This is a genomic window from Paenalcaligenes hermetiae, from assembly GCF_039543645.1.
GTDB lineage: Bacteria > Pseudomonadota > Gammaproteobacteria > Burkholderiales > Burkholderiaceae_B > Paenalcaligenes > Paenalcaligenes hermetiae.
In genome coordinates this window covers 43,902-67,280 of the sequence record NZ_BAABKD010000009.1, presented here as the reverse complement: position 1 = coordinate 67,280, position 23,379 = coordinate 43,902, and the positions used below count along the sequence as shown (strand labels likewise).

Annotated in this window: 18 protein-coding genes; 17 read left to right on the top strand and 1 reads right to left on the bottom strand. The window is 48.3% G+C overall.

Translation table 11 applies throughout. The features are described 5' to 3' along the window. Positions 1-5: 5 nt before the first annotated feature. From rsmH to lpxC, 14 genes are all read left to right on the top strand, one after another. Entirely contained in the window at positions 6-1,073 is a 1,068-nt protein-coding gene (gene rsmH, locus ABD980_RS06000) for a 16S rRNA (cytosine(1402)-N(4))-methyltransferase RsmH (RefSeq protein WP_345370344.1), read from the top strand. Beyond that, complete coding sequence (gene ftsL, locus ABD980_RS05995; RefSeq protein WP_345370342.1) at positions 1,070-1,372, top strand: cell division protein FtsL; 303 nt, start codon at positions 1,070-1,072, stop codon at positions 1,370-1,372. Before rsmH ends, ftsL begins: the two co-directional genes overlap by 4 nt. Further along, positions 1,369-3,108, top strand: a complete 1,740-nt coding sequence (locus tag ABD980_RS05990; protein ID WP_345370340.1) for a peptidoglycan D,D-transpeptidase FtsI family protein — start codon at positions 1,369-1,371, stop codon at positions 3,106-3,108. The genes ftsL and ABD980_RS05990 overlap by 4 nt, the downstream gene beginning before the upstream one ends. Continuing rightward, a complete protein-coding gene (gene murF, locus ABD980_RS05985; protein WP_345370338.1) occupies positions 3,108-5,879 on the top strand; it encodes a bifunctional UDP-N-acetylmuramoyl-L-alanyl-D-glutamate--2,6-diaminopimelate ligase MurE/UDP-N-acetylmuramoyl-tripeptide--D-alanyl-D-alanine ligase MurF in 2,772 nt (923 codons plus the stop codon). Before ABD980_RS05990 ends, murF begins: the two co-directional genes overlap by 1 nt. Beyond that, on the top strand, positions 5,869-7,041 hold the full coding sequence (gene mraY, locus ABD980_RS05980; RefSeq protein ID WP_260649280.1) for a phospho-N-acetylmuramoyl-pentapeptide-transferase: 1,173 nt from the start codon (positions 5,869-5,871) through the stop codon (positions 7,039-7,041). Before murF ends, mraY begins: the two co-directional genes overlap by 11 nt. Beyond that, positions 7,038-8,495 (top strand): UDP-N-acetylmuramoyl-L-alanine--D-glutamate ligase, encoded by a 1,458-nt coding sequence (murD, locus tag ABD980_RS05975; protein WP_345371127.1) that lies wholly within the window; start codon positions 7,038-7,040, stop codon positions 8,493-8,495. Before mraY ends, murD begins: the two co-directional genes overlap by 4 nt. Beyond that, positions 8,492-9,682 (top strand): putative lipid II flippase FtsW, encoded by a 1,191-nt coding sequence (ftsW, locus tag ABD980_RS05970; protein ID WP_345370335.1) that lies wholly within the window; start codon positions 8,492-8,494, stop codon positions 9,680-9,682. Before murD ends, ftsW begins: the two co-directional genes overlap by 4 nt. Then, positions 9,679-10,749, top strand: a complete 1,071-nt coding sequence (gene murG / locus ABD980_RS05965; RefSeq protein WP_300647406.1) for an undecaprenyldiphospho-muramoylpentapeptide beta-N-acetylglucosaminyltransferase — start codon at positions 9,679-9,681, stop codon at positions 10,747-10,749. The genes ftsW and murG overlap by 4 nt, the downstream gene beginning before the upstream one ends. Further along, the gene (murC, locus tag ABD980_RS05960; RefSeq protein WP_300647405.1) at positions 10,746-12,155 is read left to right on the top strand and encodes a UDP-N-acetylmuramate--L-alanine ligase; all 1,410 of its coding nucleotides are present in this window, start codon (positions 10,746-10,748) and stop codon (positions 12,153-12,155) included. Before murG ends, murC begins: the two co-directional genes overlap by 4 nt. Further along, positions 12,152-13,096: a D-alanine--D-alanine ligase gene (locus ABD980_RS05955; protein WP_300647404.1), complete on the top strand. Its 945-nt coding sequence runs from the start codon at positions 12,152-12,154 to the stop codon at positions 13,094-13,096. The genes murC and ABD980_RS05955 overlap by 4 nt, the downstream gene beginning before the upstream one ends. A gap of 2 nt (positions 13,097-13,098) precedes the next feature. Beyond that, entirely contained in the window at positions 13,099-13,908 is an 810-nt protein-coding gene (locus tag ABD980_RS05950; RefSeq protein ID WP_260649275.1) for a cell division protein FtsQ/DivIB, read from the top strand. 12 nt (positions 13,909-13,920) lie between these two features. Beyond that, positions 13,921-15,147, top strand: coding sequence for a cell division protein FtsA (gene ftsA, locus ABD980_RS05945; RefSeq protein WP_345370330.1), 1,227 nt, complete (start codon positions 13,921-13,923; stop codon positions 15,145-15,147). A 96-nt stretch (positions 15,148-15,243) separates the two neighbouring features. Further along, the gene (gene ftsZ, locus ABD980_RS05940) at positions 15,244-16,452 is read left to right on the top strand and encodes a cell division protein FtsZ (RefSeq protein ID WP_300647403.1); all 1,209 of its coding nucleotides are present in this window, start codon (positions 15,244-15,246) and stop codon (positions 16,450-16,452) included. Between the two features lie 153 nt (positions 16,453-16,605). Continuing rightward, entirely contained in the window at positions 16,606-17,529 is a 924-nt protein-coding gene (lpxC, locus tag ABD980_RS05935; protein WP_300647402.1) for a UDP-3-O-acyl-N-acetylglucosamine deacetylase, read from the top strand. Between the two features lie 21 nt (positions 17,530-17,550). Here the strand turns inward: lpxC and ABD980_RS05930 are convergent, their stop codons facing one another. Beyond that, positions 17,551-18,033, bottom strand: coding sequence for a DciA family protein (locus tag ABD980_RS05930; RefSeq protein ID WP_300647400.1), 483 nt, complete (start codon positions 18,031-18,033; stop codon positions 17,551-17,553). Between the two features lie 17 nt (positions 18,034-18,050). Here ABD980_RS05930 and ABD980_RS05925 point away from each other — a divergent pair, with 17 nt between their 5' ends. From ABD980_RS05925 to ABD980_RS05915, 3 genes are all read left to right on the top strand, one after another. Further along, on the top strand, positions 18,051-18,938 hold the full coding sequence (locus tag ABD980_RS05925; protein WP_300647398.1) for a M23 family metallopeptidase: 888 nt from the start codon (positions 18,051-18,053) through the stop codon (positions 18,936-18,938). 128 nt (positions 18,939-19,066) lie between these two features. Then, positions 19,067-21,790, top strand: a complete 2,724-nt coding sequence (gene secA / locus ABD980_RS05920) for a preprotein translocase subunit SecA (protein ID WP_300647430.1) — start codon at positions 19,067-19,069, stop codon at positions 21,788-21,790. Positions 21,791-21,977: 187 nt separating this feature from the next. Then, complete coding sequence (locus ABD980_RS05915; RefSeq protein WP_345370326.1) at positions 21,978-23,375, top strand: sodium/glutamate symporter; 1,398 nt, start codon at positions 21,978-21,980, stop codon at positions 23,373-23,375. Positions 23,376-23,379: the final 4 nt, after the last annotated feature.

Here is a 23,379-nt window from a genome sequence, read left to right as displayed (position 1 = left end):
TAGTCATGGAACTCAAACACCGTTCCGTTTTATTGGAACCTACGGTTTCTGCATTGATCGCGCCTGCATTTAAAGCGCGGCGTTGGTCTGTGCCCGATACCACCTTTGCCCCTAAAGACGGGGTTTTTGTCGACGCAACATTTGGGCGTGGTGGGCATAGTCGATACTTATTACAGTTTCTTTCCCCTAAGGCCCGCCTTATTGTTTTTGATAAGGACCCTGCGGCTATTGCTTATGCTCAAGCCTTAAGCGCCGAGGATACGCGTGTAACAGTGGTACATGCTGGTTTTGCGCAGATAGCAGAGCGCTTAGCCGTTTTAGGGGTGGATCAGGTCGATGGCGTCATGATGGATCTGGGGGTGTCTTCGCCTCAGCTAGATGATGCTGATCGTGGTTTTTCTTTTATGCGCAATGGTCCTTTGGACATGCGTATGGATAACTCAACCGGCCCTACGGCCGCAGAATGGTTGGCTACAGCTGACCTAGATGATATTAAGGAGGTCATCGCAGATTATGGCGAAGAACGGTTTGCTTTCCAGATTGCAAAGGCGATTACAAGTCGCCGCGAATCCAGCCCGCTACGTACCACGCATGATCTCGCCGAGCTGGTCGCCAGCACCGTCCGCACGCGGGAAAAGAATCATCACCCAGCCACTCGGACCTTCCAGGCTATACGGATTTTCCTCAACCGCGAGCTCCAGGAGCTTACGGATGCGCTCCCGTCAATCTTAAGCCTATTAAAAACGGGTGGTCGTTTGGCGGTAATTAGCTTTCACTCCCTAGAGGACCGGATCGTTAAGCAGTTTATCACTGGCGCAGCTAACCCAGCGATGCAGTATGCACGGCTACCTATTGCAGAAAAAGATTTGCCTTCAGCTTGGTTAGAGAGTCTCGGGCGGGTTTTGCCTAGCACAGAGGAAATTGAGCACAATGTGCGTGCTCGTTCTGCGGTATTACGGGTGGCCCAGCGTACGGCTGCACCTTTGGTTTCTGGCTGGCAGCAGCAGTTAGCAGCGGCTATTGACTATTCAGCCGTAGCGGGGGCGCACTCTAAACGCGGAGGGCGCCGATGAATCTACGTATTTGGGTCCCTATCTTAGCGTTGCTAGTGATGGCATCGGCGATTTACTTAGTTAATACGCGCTATCAGTCTCGTGCGCTTTTTATTAAAAGCGAGCAGCTACAATTACAGGCGCAAGAGCTGGATGTGGCGTGGCGCCATTTACAATCGGATCGTGCTGAGTTAGCGCGTAATGCGCGTATTGATCGTATTGCCCGACAAGACTTAGCACTTTACCCCGCGGATCTAAGTCGCACGCTTTACATTCAAGGCAAACCCTCGATTCTACCGCCACGGGGGGCTCAGCCATGAGGCCTAGGGATCATAAATCACGTCACAAGCAGCCCGCCATTAGTTTACCGTTATGGCGGGCTAGATTCGTTTTACTGTGTATCTTATTAGCTTTTATCGCGTTGATTGCGCGTGCTTTACATCTGCAAGGGCTGACTACGGACTTTTTACAAGCTCAGGGTGAGCGTCGCTATTTGCAAGAATTAAGCTTACCTCCTATCCGTGGGAAAATCTTTGATCGTAGTGGCAAAGTCGTTTTAGCCTCATCAGTATTGGTGAAGGCAATTTGGGCTAATCCTCAGAATACGGCGCGAGCTACGGATGCACAGCTAAGTCAAGTCGGGGAATTACTTCAGTTACCACTCTCAGAGGTAAAGCGCTTGATAGCTAATGGTGGGCGAGAATTTGCTTACTTAAAGCGTCAGGTGGAATTAGATACCGCTGAGAAAATTCTAGCCTTAAAAGTGCCGGGTATTGGTACCCGTGATGAATTACGACGGGTTTACCCCGAAGGTGAAACCGTTTCACAAATTGTTGGGATTACCGATATCGATGGTAAAGGGAGTGAGGGCTTAGAGCTTGCGTTTAACACAGAGTTAGCAGGGCAGGCTGGTTCCCGAAAGGTCTTACGCGATCGTTTAGGCCATATCCTTGAGGATGTGGCCGAGGTCATACCACCTCAGCATGGCAAAGATATTTACTTATCCCTAGATGCAGGAATTCAGTACGACACATTTTCGGCTTTAACCAAAGCAATGGCAGAAAATAATGCTGATGCGGCCAGTGCTGTTGTGGTGGATGTGCAAACCGGTGAGATCTTAGCTTTGGTTAACCTGCCCACATTTGATCCGGCTAAACGCAGTACTATCCGCCCTGAGATGACTCGAAACCGAGCGCTGACGGATACGTTTGAGCCGGGCTCTACGATGAAGCCTTTTACAGTGGCTTTGGCACTAGACCTAAAACGTATTGGATTAAATACAAAGTTCAATACCGGTAGTGGGCAGTATCGCTATCAAGGACATACGATTACTGATGTCAGCCGCCATAATGGTGTCTTAGATGCGGCCGGGATTCTTCGACGTTCCAGCAATATTGGGATGACGATGATATCAGAGCTACTCACCTCAGAGGAGATGTGGCAGGCTTTTACCGCCCTTGGCTTTGGGCGTGCACCACAAATCGGCTTCCCCGGAGCAGTTTCTGGTCGTTTGCGTCCTTGGGATCGTTGGCGGCCTATTGAGCGAGCAACGATGGCTTATGGCTATGGCTTGTCGGTGTCATTAATGCAAATGGCACAAGCCTATACGGTTTTTGCTCGAAATGGCGATATGGTATCGCTTTCGTTAATAAAGCGTGAAACCAGCCCCACCAGTGTTCAGGTATTTAGGCCCGAGGTAGCACAAGCAGTACGAGCTATGCTCGAAGCCGCGGCAGGCCCTGATGGGGCTAAACTCGCCCAGGTACAAGGCTATCGGGTTGCGGGTAAAAGTGGTACGGCCAGAAAAATTGTTAATGGTCAGTATAGCCGCTCGCGTTACCGTAGCTCTTTTGTTGGCTTTGCACCGGCAGGTAACCCTCGTATTGTGGTAGCTGTAAGTATTGATGAGCCTAAAGGGCATTATTTTGGTGGAAGGGTGGCGGCACCTGTGTTTTCAGAGATTGTTGCCAGTAGCCTGCGCCGATTGGATATAGAGCCGGATGAGCCGGTAGATGCATTGGTGGCGGCAAACCCCAATCAGGAGAAAAAACAATAATGCAAGCATTACAAATAGTAGATTGGTTAACGGCGCAAGGGGTATCGACTTCTGCGCACTTGTGTTTGGATTCGCGTGCAATTCAAGCAGGCGATGTGTTTTTTGCTTGCTCAGGCTTGCATTCAAATGGACATGAATACATTGATCAGGCGATTGCGGCAGGAGCAGCTGCTGTGGTACAGGATCAGGCACATGCGCGTACTACGTCGGTGCCAACCTTAGAGGTAGAGAATCTGAGTGCTTTGTTAGGGGCCATTGGGCATGAGTGGTATGGTCGTCCCTCTGAGCAAATGACTGTCATTGCTGTGACGGGGACAAATGGCAAAACATCTTCTGTACAGTGGATTGCTGCCATGCTGAATAACTCGGGTGTTTCATGCGGCACAATTGGCACCTTAGGGGTGAGTCTACCAGATGGAACAAATCTAGGTGGTGTGCTGACAACCCCAGATGTCTTAACTATGCATCGTAGTTTAGCAGCGATGCATCAAGCCGGAGCAAACTTAGTGGCTCTCGAAGCCTCCTCTATCGGCTTAGAACAGGGGCGTTTAGATGCGGTAGCGATAGATATCGCGGCTTTTACGAATCTGTCTCATGATCATTTGGACTATCATCAAACCTTAGCTAACTATAAGGCAGCAAAACGTCTTTTATTTCAATGGCCGCGTTTACGCTTAGCCGTGATCAATCAAGATGATGCATTTGGACGTGAACTCTTAACAGAGGCTCAGGCGCAACGAGTATTAAGTTACTCTATGAAAGATGCTTCTGCTGATTTGTACGCGGATGATGTGCATACTGGTGCCGATGGACAGGTTTTTAATTTAATTGAAGCGCATGGTACAGCGCAGATCCTAACGCACTTGCTAGGTGATCATAACGTTTCTAATCTGTTATTGGTGGCCGCCGTGCTCTTAGAGCTAGGCTGGCCGATTGCTAAGATTGCTCGTTTAATGGCAACGTTAGGCCCTGTGCCCGGTCGTCTGCAGATTGTAAAACCGTTGGCTGTAGGCGAGCATCGTCCTTTGCCCTTAGCAGTGGTGGATTACGCCCATACGCCCGACGCCCTAGAACATGCTTTACATTCTTTGCGTGAGGTCGCTCAGGTGCGACAAGGCAAACTTTGGTGTGTTTTTGGTTGTGGTGGGGATCGTGATACGGCTAAGCGTCCGCTCATGGGGGATATTGCGAGTCGACTGGCGGATCAGGTGGTGGTTACCACTGATAACCCTCGTAGTGAGTCCGCTCAAGCGATCGCAGAGCAGATTTTAGCAGGTATAACAACACGCCATGTACATACAGAGCTAGACCGAGCTACAGCAATACTACATGCGTTATGGGCAGCAGAGCCCAATGATATTGTGTTGATTGCAGGTAAAGGCCATGAAACTTACCAAGAGATCCAAGGCCAGCGCTATGTCTTTGATGATACGCATTGGGCAGGTTTTGCATTAACTTGGCTACGCCATGTCTCTATTTGTACCGATACCCGACGCTTGCAAGCAGGGCAGCTTTTTGTAGCTTTGCAAGGGGAACAATTTGATGGTCATGATTATGTGCAAATGGCCAAAGAAAAAGGGGCGGTAGCGGCCATTGTGGCTCGCCCTGTTGACGTGTCTTTACCCCAGTTTGTCTTAGGGGATACGCAGGCGGTGTTAACCAAGGTCGCTACATTATGGCGACAGCGTTTTGCTATCCCCGTTGTGGCTGTAACGGGGAGTAATGGTAAAACCACAACCAAAGAAATGATAGCGGCCATTTTTGCACAATGGCTAGGTACGGATAATACATATTTAGCTACAGAGGGAAATTTAAATAATCAACTCGGGGTGCCACTTTCCGTGTTGCGCTTGCGTCCTTCGCATCAGGCTGCAGTTTTTGAGTTGGGGATGAACCATCCTGGGGAAATCGCACCTTTAGCACAGGTGGCGGCGCCGACGATTGCGTTGGTGAATAATGCGCAGCGAGAGCATCAAGAATACCTACACACGGTGGAGGCTGTAGCCCAAGAAAATGGTAGCGTGATCACCGCTTTGCCAGAACAAGGGGTAGCCGTATTTCCAGCTGATGATACGTACACACCATTGTGGCAGCAGTTAGCCGGGGCGCGACAAACCTTGTGCTTTGGTCTAAATGAGCAAGCGGTGGTACGTGCGGAAAACATCCATGCCGATGCAACCGTAACCCGCTTTCGTTTGGTCATGGGTGCAGATAGTGCCGCTGTGCACTTGCCTGTTCCTGGGGTTCATAACTTACGTAATGCTTTAGCCGCAGCAGCATGTGCGCAGGCTGCTGGAGCCCCCCTTGCTGCGATTGTTACGGGCTTGGAGTCTTTCCAAGCAGTGGCAGGACGCATGCAGCTTAAACCTTTACCTAATGGAATGCAGTTAATTGATGATAGCTATAACGCCAATCCGGATTCGGTGCGAGCGGCTATTGACGTTTTGGCACAGCTCAAAGGGAAAAAAATCCTTGTTTTAGGCAATATGGCAGAAGTTGGAATCCATAGTGGGGCAGTGCATTCCGAAGTGGGAGCTTATGCTCGGGAACAAGGCATTGATGTGTTATTGGCCTTAGGCAACGATGCCCAAAAAGCCGCTGATGCTTTTGGGGAGGGTGCATGTGGCTTTGAGAGTTTAGATGAATTAATTGCTCAGCTATTGCAGGCCATGCCGGCACAAATTGTAGTCAAAGGCTCTCGTAGTACACGCATGGAGCGGGTCGTAGAAGCCGTAGAGCAGTATTTTACGGAGAACCAGAATGCTTCTTGAATTAGCCCGCTGGTTGGCTGAATCACATATTCGAGCCTTTGGTGTATTTGAATACATCACACTACGAGCGGTGTTAGCATGTGCCACGTCGCTAGTTATTGGCTTATGGTGTGGCCCATGGGTGATACGGCGTTTGACAGAAATGAAAATCGGTCAGGCTGTACGTAGTTATGGTCCTGAGAGCCATCTACAAAAAAATGGAACTCCAACGATGGGAGGGGTACTGGTACTGATTTCAATAGGGGTCAGTACTTTATTGTGGGCAGACTGGACAAACCGCTTTGTATGGGTGGTATTGCTGGTTACTTTTGGTTTTGGTTGGATTGGTTGGGCAGACGATTATAAAAAAGTGGTGCATCGAGACCCAGAGGGCATGTCCTCTCGGCAAAAGTTTTTTTGGCAAACCGTTATTGGCATTGTTGCCTCGGTGTATCTCACATTTGCGGTCTCTGCGCCAGCCACAGGGGACTTATGGCCTTTGTTTAAAGCGTGGGTACTAAGCGGCTTTACGATGCCCTTGCCCACTCAGGCAGACTTAATTGTGCCCTTTTTCAAGAGCATTAGTTATCCCCTGGGGGTGTTTGGTTTTGCGGCGCTAACGTGGTTTGTAATTGTAGGCTCGAGCAATGCGGTTAACCTGACGGATGGGTTAGATGGTTTGGCCATTATGCCAACGGTGATGGTGGGCAGTGCCTTGGGTATTTTTGCCTATGTTGTAGGGCGTGTGGATTACTCCAAGTATTTGCTCTTTCCTTATATTCCTGGTGCCTCAGAGCTTATGGTTATTTGTGCTGCGATTGCGGGTGCCGGTTTGGCCTTTTTATGGTTTAACGCCTATCCTGCCCAAGTATTTATGGGTGATGTGGGAGCGTTAGCCTTAGGGGGCGCCTTGGGTACGATTGCTGTGATCGTTCGTCAGGAAATCGTATTTTTCATTATGGGTGGGGTCTTTGTGGTTGAGACACTTTCCGTAATGATGCAGGTCACGTGGTTTAAATACACGAAAAAGCGTTACGGAGAAGGTAGGCGTATTTTTAAAATGGCGCCTTTACATCATCATTTCGAGGTCAGTGGTTGGAAAGAAACCCAAGTGGTGGTGCGCTTTTGGATTATTACCATGATGCTCGTATTGATTGGTCTTTCCACATTGAAATTACGATGAACAGCCCGATATTTTCCACCTCTAAAAATGGCTTTACACTGATCCTCGGGTTAGGGGAAACCGGTCTTGCGGCGGCACATTGGTATTTACGTCAACAGTTGCCCGTACGTTTGGCCGACACGCGACCACATTATCAGGACTATATCGATCAACTACACCAGCAGTATGAGATCGCCGCTATAGAGGTGGTTCTTGGCGCAGCGGCGATGCAGCTAAATGTGCTTGATGGGGTGCAAACCGTAGTGTTGAGTCCAGGCTTAGCGGTGACGCAGCCTGAAGTGGCGGCATTATTAACGGCTGCTACAGAGCGGGGTATTCGTGTTATCAGCGAAATAGAGCTATTTGCGCAAGCGCTTGCTGACTTACGCTTACAGGGCTATCAGCCCAAGCTGCTGGCAGTCACCGGAACTAACGGTAAAACCACGGTAACACAAATGCTAAAAGCGATGGTGCAGGCGAGCGGTTTAACGGTGCGGGCAGCAGGAAACATTAGTCCAGCGGCGTTGGCGGCGTTAACTGAAGCCCTTGACCAAGACGCCCTACCTGACTTTTGGGTGATTGAGCTCTCTAGCTTTCAGCTTCAGCACACCGAATCTTTACCGGTGTTAGCGGGCACGGTACTGAATTTATCGCAAGATCATATTGACTGGCATGGTTCAATGGCCGCTTATGCTCAGGCTAAAGCGCGCTTACTAAGCATGAGTCAGTTAGCTATTGTTAATCGAGACGATGCGGCCACCTTGAACCTAGTGGCTCACCACCAGGTACAAAGTTTTGGATTGAATCGCCCCCCTCAGCGACAGGATATGGGAGTCTGCGAGTTCCAGGGTCAGGATTGGATTTGTACTACAACAGCAGACGGGAAGCCTGATTATCTATTGCCTGCTGCCGCTTTGCTTGTTCAGGGCAAGCACAATTTGAGCAATGCGCTAGCTGCTTTAGCTTTAGCGCATGCCGCTGGCTTGGCATGGGGGCCTTTATTAGAGACTTTACGGCATTATCAGGGCGAGCCCCACCGTTGTCAGTTTGTGCGCAATATTCAAGGTATTGACTTTATCAATGATAGCAAAGGGACGAATGTAGGTGCGACGGTAGCAGCGATAGAAGGGTTAAAGCGACCTTTGGTTTTAATTGCTGGTGGCGTTGGAAAGGGTCAGGATTTTGCCCCATTGGTCACGAGTATTCAAAAAAACATATGTAGAGCTGTGGTTTTATTTGGTCAAGATGCGCAGAAAATAGCGGAGCAGTTGCAGGTGGTATCGGTTCCTGTGGAGTTAGTCTCTAGCTTAGAACAGGCCGTGCATCAGGCTTTCTCTCATGCCTTAAGTGGGGATGCTGTACTGCTATCGCCGGCTTGCGCTAGCTTGGATATGTTTAAAAATTATATCGAGCGTGGTCAGTGCTTTATAGAAGCCGTGACCGATTTGGCTTTAGATCATGGAGAAGTCGCATGAGTACCCCGTTAACACAACGTCTTTGGCGCAGTAAGCGCCCTACACGCACAACGATGCCGAGTATCGATATTTCTTTACTTACCGTTGTATGCATGTTGGCGGCATTTGGGCTACTCATGGTGTATTCTGCGTCCATTGCTCTGGCTGATGGGCCGCAGTACCGTGGTTATGGGCATTATTATTTTGTATTACGTCATGCTCTGTTTTTAGCTCTAGGGGCGCTGTTAGCGGGAGCCGTCAGTTTTATTCCCATGCGTGTATGGGAAAAAATGGCTTACCCTGTTTTTGTTATTGCAGTGCTGTTGCTATTACTCGTATTGATTCCGGGTATTGGTCGAGAAGTCAACGGAGCTAGGCGTTGGATCCCGTTAGGCTTGGTCAATTTTCAGCCATCAGAGTTTATGAAGGTCGCCATGATGATCTTTGCTGCTAAATACGTTGTAGTGAGAAAAGATCATATGTCGGAGTTTTTACGTGGCTTTGTGCCAATGATCGCTGTTGTTGGTTTGGTCGGCGGCTTACTAATACTTGAGCCTGATCTTGGCGCGTTTGTTGTCATCGCCTGCATTGCTATGGGGATTCTGTTTATTGGTGGTATCGCTTTGCGCTGGATGCTAGGGATGATTACACTTTTTGGTGGCATTGGTGCAGCGATGATTTGGTTTGCCCCATGGCGTAGGGAGCGTTTGTTTGTTTACTTAGACCCCTGGAAACCAGAAAATGCTTATGGTAGTGCTTATCAGTTATCCCACTCGTTGATTGCATTTGGGCGTGGTGAATGGTTTGGTGTGGGTCTTGGATCCAGTATCGAAAAGCTGCATTATTTGCCCGAGGCGCATACGGATTTTATTGTAGCGGTAATCGGTGAGGAGCTTGGTTTTGTTGGTGTGACCCTACTTATTTTGACTTTTGCCTTTATTATTTGGCGTGCTTTTGAAATAGGTCGTCAAGCCATTGCTATGGAGCGGTTATTTAATGGCATGCTAGCTCAAGGGGTAGGCGTGTGGTTTGGGGTGCAGACCTTTATTAATATTGGTGTTTGCTTGGGTTTATTGCCAACTAAAGGGCTGACATTACCTTTAGTGAGTTACGGTGGCTCAGCCATTTTAATGAATTTGATGGCTATTGCCTTGTTATTACGTGTAGACCATGAGAACCGGAATTTAATGCGGGGGATACGGCGATGAGTCGATCAATATTGATCATGGCAGGAGGCACGGGCGGTCATATTATGCCTGGGCTTGCTGTAGCGCATCATTTGCGCGCTCAAGGCTGGCGCGTTTATTGGTTAGGGCATCCAGAGCGGATGGAAGGTCAGCTTGTGCCTGAGCATGGTTTTCCGTTATTACCGTTACGTTTTGCTGGCTTACGAGGCAAAGGGGTTTCTGCTATGGTGCAGCTTCCTTTTCGTCTTGTAAAAGCTTGCCTAGAAGCCCGACAAGCATTAAAGGTAGCGCGCCCGAGTGTGGTGCTAGGCATGGGTGGGTATGTCGCCTTTCCTGGGGGGCTCATGGCAAAACTGGCAGGGATACCTCTGATCATACATGAGCAAAATGCCATTGGCGGTACGGCAAATCGTTACCTTGCGAAAATAGCTCGCCAGGCTTTAGTGGGTTTCCCTGGGGCGCTCCCGGGGGCTGTCATGGTGGGTAATCCGGTGCGAGCAAGTTTTACTAAGCAAGCTGCACCGGCGTTGCGCTATGGGCGACGACGGGGGCCTTTGCGCTTATTGGTGGTTGGAGGCAGCCTCGGGGCGGCGCCGTTGAATGCCGTGATTCCCTTGGCTTTAGAACAAATCCCAGAGGCTCAACGACCGGTGGTGACACACCAAACAGGTCAGATGCATGTGCGTCAGGTGCAGGATCATTATCGGGCGTTAGGAGTAAAAGCCACAGCAACAGCTTTTATTGATGATATGGCAACCGCGATGGCTGATGCGGATGTGGTGATTTGTCGTGCTGGAGCAATGACGGTTGCAGAGGTGGCCGCCGTAGGGGTGGCTGCGCTGTTCGTGCCCTTACCCCATGCCATAGATGATCATCAAACTGCCAATGCACGTTATTTAAGTGATTGTGATGCCGCCTGGTTGCAACCACAATCTGCTCTAACTGTAGAGTGGTTAACTAGCTGGTTACGACAACTCAATCGTCAGCAACTGCAGCAAATGGCCATTCATGCTCAGGAGCATGCGCAATTAGAAGCCACAGAAAAAATTGCTAATACGTGTGTGCGATTAGCTAAAGGAAATGCATGAAACATCGTATTCAACATATTCATTTTGTCGGGATTGGCGGCTCAGGTATGAGCGGTATTGCCGAGGTTTTGTTGAACCTAGGATATGCCATTAGTGGTTCGGATATTCAAGAGTCAGCGGTGACAAGACGATTAGAGCAGCTTGGGGCACGTATTGTTATCGGGCATCATGCGGATAATGTAAAAGGGATGGGGGCGATCGTGGTGTCTACGGCGATCGGTAATGATAACCCAGAGGTTTTAGCAGCGCGGGCGTTGCGCATTCCCGTGGTGCCCAGAGCGTTGATGCTAACTGAGCTAATGCGCTTAAAGCGAGGCATTGCTGTAGCTGGGACCCATGGTAAAACTACGACGACTAGCTTAGTTGCTAGTATTTTAGCCGCTGGCGACTTGGACCCCACCTTTGTGATCGGGGGGCGATTGAATTCAGCTGGGGCGAATGCTCGCTTAGGACAGGGAGACTATATTGTCGTCGAGGCAGATGAATCCGATGCTTCCTTTTTGAACTTATTGCCTGTCATGGCGATTATTACAAACATAGATGTGGACCATATGGACACCTATGGCCATGATGTTGCTCGGTTGAAAAGCGCATTTATTGATTTCACCCAACGCCTTCCTTTTTATGGGAGCGCCGTTCTCTGTGTGGATGATGCGAATGTACAAGAGATCATTCCTTTTGTATCACGACCGGTGACGACGTACGGTATTGATAATGAGCAAGCGCAGGTACGGGCTATTAATGTACGCCATGTTGGCACTAAAATGCATTTTGATGTGATACGCCAAGGAAGTGCGGGCGAGTTACCTACATTATCGATACGTTTGAACTTACCCGGTAAGCATAATGTTTTGAATGCCTTGGCAGCGATTGCTGTCGCTACTGAACTTGGAGTGGCCGATGCGGATATTGCTGCGGCCTTAGATGACTTTACAGGTGTAGGACGCCGTTTTGCTCAAATCGGTGATTTGGCGGTACCGTCTGCGGCAGGTGGGGGCACGTATACGGTGGTTGATGATTATGGGCACCACCCAGCTGAGATGCAAGCCACCTTAGACGCGGCTCGTGGAGCGTGGCCTGATCGTCGTCTAGTGTTGGCATTCCAGCCCCATCGCTACACGCGCACACGCGATTGTTTTGAGGATTTTGTGCAGGTTCTCAGCCAAGCCGATGCTGTATTTTTAACCGAGGTCTATGCGGCTGGGGAAGAGCCTATTATTGCGGCGGATGGGCGCGCCTTATCACGAGCCATTCGTGTTGCTGGACGCGTCGAGCCTGTTTTTGTAGAAGATGTTGCACAACTGCCTGAAGCCATCCATAATTTTGTGCGCGATGGGGATGTCGTATTGTTAATGGGGGCAGGTTCAATTAGTCGGGTGGCGGGTCAACTAAAGGAATTAGCATGAATCATTTAGGAAAAGTTGGGGTGTTGTACGGTGGTGTTTCAGCCGAACGCGAGGTCTCTCTGATGTCCGGAGCAGGGGTACATGATGCGCTCCGCCGGTTAGGGGTTGATGCTCATTTGTTTGATACGCAATCTCAAAATTTAAGTGATTTAGCTCAAGCTGGTTTTGACCGTGTTTTTATCGCCTTGCATGGACGTTTTGGTGAGGACGGAACGCTACAAGGGGCGTTAGAGCTACTGCAGATTCCATACACGGGAAGTGGGCCGATGGCATCCGCCCTAGCGATGGATAAAGTCATGACAAAAAGGGTTTGGTTGCAACTTGGCTTGCCTACTCCTGAGTTTGCTTTATTGCAGTCAGAGCAAGACCTACGTCAATTGGATCAGGTCTTGGCTTTTCCTTTTATTATGAAGCCTGCGCACGAAGGCTCAACCGTAGGTTTTAGCCGTATTGAAACCTCAGAACAAATGCTTGACGCCTATCGGTTAGCGGCGCGTTTTGATCGGTTTGTGCTAGCTGAACGCTTTATTAAAGGGCGTGAGCTTACTGTGCCGGTATTAGGTTCAGGCGAGCAGGCTCGGGCTTTACCAGTGATTGAAATAGTAGCCCCTGATGGCAACTACGACTTTGAAAACAAATACTACAGTGATGCGACGCAGTATTTTTGTCCCGCGGACTTACCTGCTGAACTCACTATGCAAATTCAAGAGTATGCACGTCAAGCATATTTGGGTGTGAACTGCGAGGGCTGGGGACGTGTGGATTTCATGCTGGATGAAAATAATCAGCCTTGGTTGCTCGAGGTCAATACTTCGCCTGGCATGACGAGTCATTCTTTAGTTCCCATGGCAGCCAAGGCTGAAGGGATAAGTTACGAACAGCTATGCTTAAGCATCTTAAAAAGTGCGAGCTTAAAACTTCAAGCGGTGGCTAGAAAATAAGTATGTTAGGGCGATATTTACCTTCATTTTCATTAGACTATCGTCACGTCAATTATGTGGCGAATGTACTGGCGCTACTAGCTGTAATCGGCTTGTTGCTCAGTGCAATAGTTTGGGTGATTCGCCTACCTTATTTTGTGGTTGATACCGTTAAAATTGAAGGGGTCAATAATGACGCCTTGGTCTATGTAACGCCTGCGACGGTAAGCGCAACTATTGCGGGGCAGTTAAAGGGGAATTTTTTCACTATTGATTTAGAGCAGTCGCGTGTTTTGATTGAAAGTGCCCCATGGGTGAGACGCGCTCAAGTACGAAGGGTGTGGCCAAACACATTAGAGGTTAAAATAGAAGAACACCAGCCCATGGCATATTGGAATGAAAATGACATGATTAACACTTGGGGTGAGCCGTTCTCTGCAAATGAGGCTGTCTTAGGCGAGGAAGTACAGTTGCCTCAGTTGCGTGGACCGGCTAACTCTGAGCATTTAGTGGTACAGCGCTATGCTGAAATTACTCAGTGGCTCACACCACTGGGAGTTAGCATCCATGAGTTTAATCTCAGTCCTCGTTATGCTTGGGATGTTGTGCTATCTAACGGTATGCGTATGCAGCTTGGGCGTGATCCTGCTGCGGATATTGCAGATTTGCATGGTACTTCAGGCGCACGGGATTTTGCAGAGCGCCTAGAGCGTTTTGTGCAAGCTTGGCCTACATTGCTAGAACGACTAGAGGGGCGGGCTATTCAAAGCGCAGATTTGCGCTATAGCAATGGTTTTGCTATCGAGCTAGCCCCACCTACAATTATTGAATAAAGATAAAATTCTATGACCCGTGATAATAAGGATCTCATTGTTGCATTAGATATAGGCACGAGTAAAGTTGTGGCTGTGGTAGCCGAGGTCTTGCCTGAGGGCCGCTTCGAAGTATTAGGACTAGGTCAACATGAGTCCATGGGCATGCGCAAGGGGGTCGTTGTCAATATTGAAGCCACCGTGAACTCAATTCAGCGCGCACTCGAAGAAGCGGAGTTGATGGCTGATTGCAAAATAGGCGAGGTCTATACTGCGATTACGGGTAACCATATTCGTAGTTTGAACTCAAGTGGCATGGTTGCCGTCAAGGACAAGGAAGTCACTCCTACGGATGTCGCTAAGGTAATAGAAACTGCTCAAGCAGTGAATATCCCAATGGATCAACAGGTGCTGCATGTGTTGGAGCAAGAGTTCATTGTGGATGCCCAAGAAGACATTAAAGATCCAGTCGGTATGAGTGGTTTTAGACTGGAGGTTCGGGTCCATATAGTGACGGCGACCGCATCATCGGCCCAAAACATTGAGCGTTGCGTACGCCGCTGTGGCCTAGAGGTCAAAGAATTGATGCTTTCACCTTTGGCTTCAAGTTTGGCCTGTTTGACTGAGGATGAGAAAGAACTCGGTGTATTATTAATAGACATAGGTAGTGGTACCACTGATATAGCGATATACACCGGTGGTGCTATACGACATACGCAGGTGATCCCCATCGCGGGAGACCAAATCACAAGTGATATTGCTACCATGTTGCGTACACCGATGCCAGACGCAGAGGAAATCAAACTGCGTTATGGTTTAGCACGCGAGGCAAATGCAAGCCCCGAGGAACTGTTCGAGGTTCCGGGTTTAGGTGATAGACCAAATCGCCAAGTAAAGCGCCATGCGCTGGGAGCGGTTATAGAACCACGTGTTGAAGAATTGTTTCAATTAGTACAACACAGCGTGCGGGAATCCGGTTATGAAGACCTATTAGCCTCTGGGGTAGTGATTACTGGGGGCACGGCATTATTACCTGGTATTGTGGAGCTAGCAGAGGACGTATTTTTAAAGCAAGTACGAGTCGCTATGCCCATTTACCATGGTAGCTTAGCAGACATGATGCGCAATCCACGTTTTTCTACCGCCATGGGGTTATTGACTCAGGCTCGTTTGGATTATGGGCGCGGTCGTAAAGGGATACAGACGCAAGGTCGCTTTAAGTACTTATTGGCAAAAGCCAAAGAATGGTTTATGAATTAACACTTGTTTTTTGTAAAAAACAGTAACTGCGTATATAACAACTGATCGGGGAGGCAAGACAACATTCTTGCCAAATACATATGCGAGGGAATCGAAATGATGAACTTTGAAATACTAGACACTAGTAATAGCTCTACCGTGATTAAGGTCATTGGTGTGGGCGGTGCTGGTGGTAACGCGGTGAATCACATGATTCATTCCGGCGTTCAAGGCGTAGAGTTTATTTGCGCCAATACTGATGCACAAGCGTTAGCAAGTAGCGAAGCCCCTGTGCAAATCGCGTTGGGTCGCTCTGGGCTCGGAGCCGGAGCTAAACCCGAGCAAGGTCGTGCGGCGGCAGAAACGGCACGAGATGAGATCCGCAAAGTGCTCGAAGGAGCCCATATGGTTTTCATTACTGCGGGTATGGGCGGGGGCACGGGGACTGGAGCAAGCCCCATTGTGGCTGAGGTCGCTAAAGAGCTTGGCATTTTGACAGTTGGCGTTGTGACGAAACCATTTAATTTCGAGGGTAAGCGTCGCATGAATACGGCAAATGCCGGTATCGCAGAGCTATCAAAACACGTTCACTCTTTAATCGTGGTTTTAAATGAAAACCTCTACGACTTAATGGACGAAGACGCCACCCAAGAAGACTGCTTTAAAGTCGCGGATGATGTTTTGCATAATGCTTGTGCCGGTATTGCCGAAATTATTAACGTAGAAGGTAACGTAAACGTTGACTTCGAAGACGTGAAAACCATTATGGGCGAGCAAGGGCAAGCCATGATGGGTATTGCGGTGGCTTCTGGTGAAGGTCGTGCCCGAGAGGCCGCTGAGCGTGCGATTGCATGCCCATTGCTTGAGGGTGTGGATTTACATGGTGCACGTGGTGTCTTGGTGAACATTACGGCAGGCCGAGATCTCAAACTGCGTGAGACACGAGAGATTATGGATATTATTCAAGGTTACGCAGCGGAAGATGCGCACGTAATCTTTGGTACAGCATACGATGATAGCATGGGTGATAGCCTACGCGTTACCGTGGTGGCTACCGGCTTAGGACGACACAAAGAGCAGGAACAGGCACGTCCGCAGCTAGTGGAAACTCCTGCTGCAGAGCCTGTCTTACGCACGGGAACGGATAATGAGCCAACTACCGTTGAGCCAGTAAAGCCCGAGCCAATTTCTGAAGAGCCTGCCCCATCGATTCCTTCTGTTATGCGGACTCGCAGTGCAGAAGCGTCCTTGCAGGTACGTGCTTTAGAAACCTCTGGTATGGATCAATACGATATTCCAACCTACCTACGTAAACAGGCAGACTAAACACCTACCCCCGATAGGTGTGCTCTCGCATGGCTAGCTAGTGCTTTAGCATTGGCTAGCCACCTGATGGGGAGCCACGATTACGACGAGTTGCTGCGGTGCAGCAGTTATCGCCGTATAATAGCAGTTATTCGTTTTTATAATTTTTGATTTATGTTACGTCAGCGCACTATTTCTAAAACTGTCAGCACGAAAGGCATTGGGCTGCACTCAGGGCATTTGGTCGAGATCACTTTGCGTCCAGCTGAGCCTGACACAGGCATTGTATTCCATCGTGTGGACATGGACCCTATCGTCAGTATCCCGGCCAAAGCGCATTTGGTAGGAGGGACGACGATGGCTTCGGTGCTGCAAAAAGAAGGTGTGCGAGTATCCACAGTAGAACATCTGATGTCGGCTTTAGCCGGCTTAGGTATTGATAACCTACATGTAGACTTATCGGCCGAAGAGGTCCCTATTATGGACGGAAGTGCGGGTACTTTTGTGTACTTGCTACGTTCAGCTGGATTAACAGAGCAGAATCGTCCTAAGCAGTTTTTACGTGTGCTAAAACCGATAGAGGTGCGAGAAGGCTCCGGTGCGGATTTAAAATGGGCGCGTCTTGAACCCTATGAGGGTTTTGCTTTACAGTTTTCTATTGATTTTCAACACCCAGCCATTGATGCTACGGCTAATTTTGCCGAGGTGGATTTTGCTAAAGACTCTTATGCAAAGTCTGTAGCCAGAGCGCGTACTTTTGGGTTTGCCAGTGAGGTAGAAGCCATGCGTGCCGCAGGGTTGGCTCGTGGGGGGAGTCTAGATAATGCCATTGTAATGGACGAGTTTCGTGTATTGAATGCAGATGGCTTACGTTATCAGGATGAGTTTGTTAAACATAAAATCCTGGATGCCATTGGTGATCTGTATTTAATTGGTCATCCATTGGTCGCTCGTTATGTGGCATGCAAATCGGGACATGGTCTTAATAACCAGCTTGCACGGGCACTACTTGCAGCGCAAGACAGCTGGGAGCTTGTTAGCTATGCTGAAACAGAAACGGCTTCTTTGCCATATGTGCGCGAGTGGAAGCTGGCATAGTATTTAAGGCTGAGTTTTTCCTCAGCCTTTTTCTTTTTGGTGGCGAGCTAATAGTTTTTGTATAGCTGTAGCTATAGGTCCAGGCTCTAATGACTGCTTAAGCTCAGTAAAGGCTTCTAGGCCAGTTTCATCTATACCGCGCCCACCTTGTTGTACTCGTCCTAGTGACAAATCCTCAGTAAAAAATACGGATTGGATTTGGACGTGTATTTGATTAAACTGGCCATGGCTTTGAAGCTGCTGCAGTAGACTAGGTACAAGCTGTCGCAGTTTGGTGGCATGAGCAGCGCTGGGAACCGCAATGGTTAACTGTTGTCTATCAATATGAGCCACTTTACAGAGCTTGAGTCCTGTCGGAAGACAGGACTGAAGCTTTTTTTCTAATTCAAGGTATTTATTGGCTGTCTGTAACAGCTGATGGGAATCTTTTTCTAGCCACCCTGTAATAGGGCTGGCAGGAGCAGATGATCGTTGATGAAACCGTTGAAAAAAAGCCCGAGACATAAAGGGAAACCGTCGCAATGAAGTTAAGCCATACACAAAAATGGATAGTACGTATATTTACGGTAGTAATGGGGTTAAGCTTGTCAGCTGCTGCTGGGGCATTAGTGCAGTCTAAACTGAACGCTAAAACCCTAAGCCCTGAGCAGCAGTGGCTTTTAGATCAAGCACAGGCCAGAGACGCGCTTTACGTACAGCAGAGTGTTCAGCAGCTGGCTCAAAGAGTGGGTGACCTACAAGCTAAGGTTATCGAAATGGAGCATTTAGGTCGTCGTATTGCTGACACAACAGGTGTGGCCTATACCGATCCAGAGCTTATGGATATAGAAAACCCAGAGTCGAGTATCAGTTTTAATGGTAGCGCTCAAGATCTAGGTAAGCAACTCGATGATTTACATAATAGCTTATCACAACGTCAGGACTGGTTGATGATGCTTGATACCGTTTTGAGCCAACGTTTAGGCAATCAGGCGCGTTATCCCACTATTCATCCTGTGGATGTTAGTTATATGAGCTCACCCTTTGGGTGGCGCCGTCATCCCATTACCGGGCGTTATACCTTACATGAAGGCATGGATTTTTCTGCTCCAGTTGGCACCCCTATTGTAGCGGCATCCGGTGGTATTGTGACCGAGGCTCGTTATCGTAGTGGTTATGGCAAAATGGTTGAAATTACTCATGGAGATGGCTTGGTTACACGTTATGCGCATGCCTCATCTATTTTAGTTAGGCTCGGGGATGTCGTGGAAAAAGGACAGCTTATTGCTCGGGTTGGCGCAACCGGCAGGACAACAGGGGCACATTTACATTTCGAAGTTCGGCTTGAAGATCAGCCTTTAGACCCCATGTTATTTTTACCCAAAGAGGCAATTTCGACTCAGTTTGCCCAGAACAAAAAGGTAGAATAAATCTATTTGGCATCAAGCTGCGTTAAACTGTATTGTTATGTTGCCAGTTTTCCCTTAACCCGAATCATAGGAATGGGAGTAGGCGCACTTAGATGATGCGCCGTGAATCTTACCTAGACGATACAAGAATGGTTTCTTTGCTCAGAAAACTTTTTGGCAGTCGCAATGATCGACTGCTTAAGCAGTACCGCAAGCAAGTTGTACAGATCAACGCGCTTGAACCCGAATATGAAGCACTAACAGATGAACAGCTTCAAGCGAAAACTGTAGAATTCCGTCAGCGTCTTGCTGAGGGTAAGTCATTGAACTCACTGTTACCCGAAGCGTTTGCGGTGGTGCGCGAGGGCGCTAAGCGAGTCTATAACATGCGTCACTTTGATGTGCAGCTGTTAGGCTCCATTGCTTTACATAATGGAAAAATTGCCGAGATGCGTACCGGAGAGGGTAAAACCTTAATGGCCACGCTGGCGGTGTACTTAAATGCCTTAACGGGTAAAGGGGTACATGTGGTGACCGTGAACGACTACTTAGCGCGTCGTGATGCGGAAACCATGGCTAAGCTCTATAATTTCTTAGGGATGTCGGTAGGGGTTGTTGTCCCGAATCAGTCAAACGAAGAAAAAAAAGCGGCTTATCAAGCCGACATTACCTATGGCACCAACAATGAGTTTGGTTTTGACTACTTACGCGACAATATGGAATACCATGCCTCGGAGCGTCGTCAGCGGGGCTTGCACTTTGCCATTGTTGACGAGGTAGACTCCATCTTAATTGATGAGGCGCGTACTCCTTTGATTATTTCTGGGCAGGCCGATGACAACACGGCCTTATATCAGGCGATCAATGCGGTTCCGCCCCTACTTACCAAGATGGCTGCCGAACCCAAACCCCATGAGCCAGAGCCCGAGGGGGATTTTTGGGTAGACGAAAAAGCTCAACAGGTATATATCTCAGAGGCTGGACATGAAAAAGCAGAAAAAATTCTAGCTGATATGGGCCTACTCCCAGAGGGTGAGTCTCTCTATGACCCGCGTCATATTTCGCTGATGCATCATATTATGGTGGCATTGCGGGCGCATAACTTATTCTTTCGCGATCAGCACTACGTGGTCCAAAATGGCGAGATCGTTATTGTGGATGAGTTCACAGGGCGTTTGATGACGGGACGTCGCTGGTCCGAAGGCTTACACCAAGCCGTAGAAGCCAAAGAGGGTGTGGCAATCCAAAATGAAAACCAAACCATGGCTTCTATTACCTTTCAGAATTATTTCCGCATGTACGAAAAGCTGGCTGGTATGACCGGTACAGCAGACACAGAAGCGTTTGAGTTCCAAGAAATTTACGGCTTAGAAACCGTAGTGATCCCAACCAATCGCCCCATGATTCGGGTGGATCAGAATGATCAGGTATTTAAAACCGATCAGGAGAAATTCAATGCAATTTTGGCTGATATCAAAGATTGTCACGAGCGTGGTCAGCCTGTGTTGGTGGGTACGACGAGCATTGAAAATTCGGAATTGCTTTCCGGGTTATTACAAAAAGCAGGGCTTAAGCACGAGGTCTTAAACGCTAAGCAACATGAGCGCGAGGCGCAGATTATTGCTGATGCCGGTAAGCCAGGTAGCATTACCATTGCAACCAATATGGCTGGTCGTGGTACAGATATTGTGCTTGGTGGTTCTATCGAGCGCCAAATTGCTGAAGTCCAGCATGATCCAGAGCTGAGCCCTGAACAAAAGGCAGAGCGTATCGAAGCAATTCGCGCCGCATGGCTACCTGTTAATGAACAGGTAAAAGCGGCTGGTGGATTACGTATTATTGGTACGGAGCGTCATGAGTCTCGTCGTATTGATAATCAGCTACGAGGTCGCGCAGGGCGTCAGGGCGACCCTGGTTCTTCACGGTTTTATTTATCCCTTGATGATCCGCTAATGCGTATTTTTGCAGGGGATCGGGTACGTAATATTATGGAGCGCTTGCGCTTGCCCGAGGGCGAGCCGATCGAGGCTCGCATGGTAACGCGCTCAATCGAATCAGCACAACGCAAAGTAGAGGCGCGCAACTTTGATATTCGTAAACAGTTATTACAGTTTGATGATGTTTCGAATGACCAGCGTAAGGTGATTTATGCACAGCGCAATGAGGTGCTTGAATCCGATGATATTAGTGAAAACATTGCCTTCATGCGCGAGGGAGCAATTACGGATTTCTTCCACCAATATGTGCCCGAAGAAAGTATGGAAGAGCAGTGGGATATTAAAGGCCTACAAACGGCACTGGCTACGCAATTTCATATTGAGCTGGACTTGGTGACCTTAGTTGAAAAAGAAACGCACCTGACCGAAGAAGACCTTTTAGATCGGGTATTAGCGGCTTCTAAACAGGCCTTGGATGAAAAAGTAGCGTTGGTTGGGCAAGAACAGTGGGCAAACTTTGAGCGTGCTATCGTGCTGCAGTCTATTGATACGCAGTGGCGTGGTCATTTGCAGGCTCTAGATCATTTGCGCCAGGGTATTCACCTGCGGGGGTACGCGCAAAAAGACCCTAAACAAGAATACAAGCGCGAGGCTTTTGAGCTATTTGCTGAATTGCTAGACCGTATTCGTGATGAGGTCATTAAAACACTCCTAACGGTACAGATCCAACAAGCGCCAGCTGAAACAGAGCCACCAGTAGAGTTAGAAAATGTTCGTTATCAACATGCTGATTATGACGCTGCGGTACAGGGCGAGGCTTTAATGCCTACAGAAGAAGACTCAGCTACGGAAGCCATTCCACGAGTGGGGCGTAATGATAATTGCCCATGTGGTAGTGGTAAAAAATATAAACATTGCCATGGGCGTTTAAACTAGTTTTTCCTTGGTTTGTTAAAGCCACCTGCTTATTAAGTAGGTGGCTTTTTTGTTTTTGTCTCATTATTCGAGACAAATATGGGTAATTACTTATGTATGAACTGGGCCCTTGCTCGCATAATGGTGTGCAAACATCGTTATTTTTAAATAATAATTCACAAAAGTATTATCCACACAGGAGACCAACATGGGAGACTCTTTTCATGGAATTATGGCGTTTGCCTTGATGGCAGCTATGTTATTTCTTGGCGGGGTTTTACGTAAAAGAATCCCTTTCTTACAGCAGTCCTTGGTCCCTGCTAGCATTTTAGGCGGGGTATTAGGTTTTGTTTTGTTGTCTTTTGCATTAATTCCGGGTTATACGCCTGCAGATTTTAACTCGTTAACCTTTCACTTTTTCACCTTGAGTTTTATGTCCTTGTGCTTGACGGGGAGTAGTAATGAAAAAGCCTTAGCGGGTGACGGAGTGGTACGGGGAGGCATATGGTTAACTTTAATTTGGACTGCTAGTCTTGGTTTGCAAGCTTTAATTGGTTACGGGTTGATAGTCTTTTATGATGCGGTAACAGGGAGTCAGGTGGGACCTCTTTTAGGGGCTTTGATTACACATGGGTTTACTCAGGGACCAGGACAGGCTCTGACTTATGGCGGAATTTGGGAGCAGGAATATGGGATTGCCAATGCTGCACAAGTTGGGTTGATTTATGCGTCCATTGGTTTTTTAGTAGCGTTTTTGGTGGGAGTGCCAGCAGCTCGTCATGTGATTAAAAAAGGACAGAACGCCAATAAACGCTCTCGTATTGATGAGACATTTTTAGTTGGTTTTTTTCATGCAAATCGCGGCCAAAGTGCTACGCGCTTAGTGACACATAGTGCCAATATGGATAGTTTGGCATGGCATTTGGGCCTACTGGGTATTGCTTATGGTATCACCCATATTTGGCTGTCTTTTATGCAGAAAGTAGCGCTAGGACATGCGCCGTTTGGGATCAGTATTGCCGTGCTTTTTAGTCATAATATGTTCTTTGTTCATGGCTTGGGTGTGTGTGTGCTGATGCGTCTTATCATTGATAAGGCGGGCTGGTCGAGTTATGTAGATGATGAGACGTTAAAGCGTATTACCGGCGCCTCTGTCGACTTTATGGTGGTAGGAACCATTATGAGTATTGCATTTTCGGTATTGTACGCGTTATTAGCTCCCGTGCTGCTGGTGGCAACGGCTGTGACGATAGCCACTTTTATTCTATGTTGGTATAGCGCTAAGTTAAGTGGAAAATTAGCCCCCGAGCGAGCGCTTACATCGTTTGGTTGCTGCACCGGCTCGACGGGAACAGGACTGTTACTTTTGCGCTTGGTGGACGCTGACTTTAGCACTTCCGTTGCTAAAGAGCTCGCTTTTTTTAACTTAGCTATTGTTTTAGTGAATTTGCCAGTGCTTTTTATTTTGACACCGATCGCCCCATCCTTAGATCCGAACACTTACTTACTTGCTTTTGCGGCCACCGCTTTTATTCCTTTAGTGTTAATGCCATTAATGATCAAAAAAACAACCCCTGCATTAAAACCTAGCATGGTAGGAGGATAAAGAC